Here is a 2830-nt window from a genome sequence, read left to right as displayed (position 1 = left end):
AAATATATTAGCATAACCCTTTACGGTTCCTTGTATAGTAATATTATCGATACCATCGTGGGTAAAAATTCTCGTTCCGTTTAGAGTTGCGCCGTTCTTGATATTTATGTTGTCGACATCGCTACCGCCCGATATAGTTCCGCGCGTTACGTCGGCATTTTCTATAGTTATGGAGTTTCTGCCGCCCCCCCCCATGTCTATATCGTGATCGCTTACGATACTTTTCTTTGACGCATCGTTTAATCCGTTTGCGTCTTTTTTGCCTATGATATTTACGTTATCGCTACCGTAGAGGCTTCCTTCGTATTTTCCTTTATTTACGGTAGCGTATGATATATTGTAATTTGCGTCTTTGCCGCCCGCATTTGCAATCAAAATTTCCGTACCGTCTAGTTTAGCGCCGTTTTTTATCGTTACATCGCTTTCCGATCTTTCAGTGCGTATCTCGGAGTCTGTTAGCGTACTATTTCCGCTAACGGTTATGGTTTTATGACCGTCGTTTCCTTGTATCTTTATATCTTTCATTTGCGTGTCAACGATATCAAGCTTATCCGTACCGCCGCCTAGAGCTATTTCACTATCTATGACCGCATCAGACCTGTTCTCTCTTTCGGCTCTATCTTTTTCGAGGTCGTTGCTAAACGTAGAATTCTTAATCGTTATATTATCGTTATCCGTATCGTCGGCATCATCTTTAGTACCGGTAAATAAAAATCTAGAGCTATCGGACGTTATACCGTCTAGCGTTATATTTTCGCTTCCACTACCCGTATCTATGACGCTATCGGTTATTTTTATACCCTTTTTAAATGTTACTTTATCATCGCCGTCGCCCGTCATTAATTTACTTTCGTTGGTCATATCGGTATCTATCGTAGCTTCATCTTTTCCGTCTTTTAAATTTATGGAAGCGCCAGATAACGTCGATCCCTCTTTGGCATGGAATTTATCTACCGAATTGTCGCCGTATACCCATGAGTTTAATATTTTTCCACCGTCTTCTACCGTCATATCTATCGATCCATCATGCGTTCCGATTTCGGTACCGCCCTCTATGCTTCCTTTGACTTTTATCGTTCCCGTACCGGCTTGCGTATCGATAGTGGAATGTTTCACCGTACCGTCTACGTTTACGATATCGTTACCGTCACCCGTGTATATATATGAGTCTTCGCTTATATTCGCTCCAGCATTTATATTTACGATATCGTCGCCACTGAGAGTATTTATCATCGACGAGTTCTCTACCTTTCCGTTTATGTTTACGGTATCTACTCCCGCACCGCCGTATACGTTAGAGTTATTTCTAACCGTTCCGTCGATATTTATTTCGTTACCTTCGTCCAAAATAAAGTCTTCATTTTCGTCGTCGCCGTATACCGATGAATTATCTACTACCGCACCGGATTTGATGTTTATAGTATCGTATCCTTCGTTACCTTCGATTTTCGCTCCGTTTTCAGCCCTTCCGCCGAAATTTATAGTATCGTTGTCTTTATTAGCGTAAATAGTCGCGCCGTCCTTAAGAACTCCTGTCGAACCTACGTTAAACGTATCGTTTCCGTCGTCGCCGTGAACAATTCCGCCCTTGATCTCTCCGTTCATATTAAAGGTATCGTCGCCGTATCCGCCGTATATTCTAGTGCCGGAGTCATATTCATTAGCAGCTACGGTTGAGCCTTGGTCTAGGTTGATCGTGTCTTTACCGTCGCCGGCATCTATTTGAGCGTTTCCGTAATTCAACACGGAGCCTGATTTCACGTTGATAACGTCATCGCCGTCTTCTGTGCTAACATACGAACTTACATCGCTAAACGCTCCGCTCATATTTACGGTGTCGTCGCCGTCGCCCGTAAATACCGCTTCGCTTAGCCCCTCGTTAATATTTACGTAATCGTCGTTATCGGTAATTTTGCCGTTAGCTTGAGAGTTAATAATCTCGTCGTTATCGGTAGTTACGTTTAGGGTTAAATTTCTTTTATATACGCCGTACTCTACTCCGTTTAGATTAGAATACCTGCTTCCGTCTTGTTCGCCTTGATTCTGATTAACGCTTTGGGCCGTAGGATTAGTAGATATATCTACGCCCTCGTGTCCGTAGTTATCTATCGTAACTACTCTTACTTTAACGTTATTGATTTGATTTGCGTCGGCAAGATTTACGATAGTACCGCGTATCCAGTTATTGCCGCCGTCGGTAGAGTATTCTATAGAGTTTGCGTCGTAATCTACTCCGGCTACTCCGCCGCTAAAATTTAAATTTAACGTAGTAGGTCTAGCCGTTAATGCAGTAGGTAAAGATAGGTCGTAAGTCATAACTCCGCCTTCGTTAGAGCCAGCAGAGCTTATGTTTATAGTAACTTTTGGTTGAGGCTGAGGCTGAGGCTCTGGTTGAGGTTCTGGCTGAGGCTCTGGTTGAGGTTCTGGTTGCGGTTGAGGTTCTGGAGTTGGTGTAGTATCTCTTAATAAATCATTTCCACCACTTACACCAAAGCTATTATCTCCACCTGCTGCTAGAGCTAAAGCATCTATGCTTCCTACATTAGCATTGATGTTACTAATGTGGCCTCCTTCTGCAAAGCTAGCAGAAGATAAGCTTACGCCATCTCCACCATTACCACCTGCTTGTGGACCACCTGCAGCAGTTTCTTCTAGAGCATTAAGATCTGTTCCTTTTAAGATGGCTTGTTGTAAAGCTGAGATATCAGCTACTGTTTCGTTATTGTTAGAGTCTTGATCTAGAGTTATAGTATCTTTACCTATTAGAGTTATTTCTTTACCATCAGTTTGAGTTATTGTTACTTTAGAGTCAGAGCTATCTGTAATTATC

The 2830-nt window shown here is 42.4% G+C and carries 1 protein-coding gene; it reads right to left on the bottom strand.

All coding sequences use genetic code 11. From position 1 onward, the window contains the following. The coding region (locus F3G66_RS09525) for a beta strand repeat-containing protein (RefSeq protein ID WP_188115864.1) at positions 1–2830 on the bottom strand (2830 nt) is incomplete at both ends.

Origin of the sequence: Campylobacter concisus (assembly GCF_902460665.1) — a bacterium.
In the GTDB taxonomy this organism is placed as follows: domain Bacteria; phylum Campylobacterota; class Campylobacteria; order Campylobacterales; family Campylobacteraceae; genus Campylobacter_A; species Campylobacter_A concisus_AL.
Note: the sequence above shows the minus strand (reverse complement) of the source record. Positions and strands in the feature narration are given on the sequence as shown.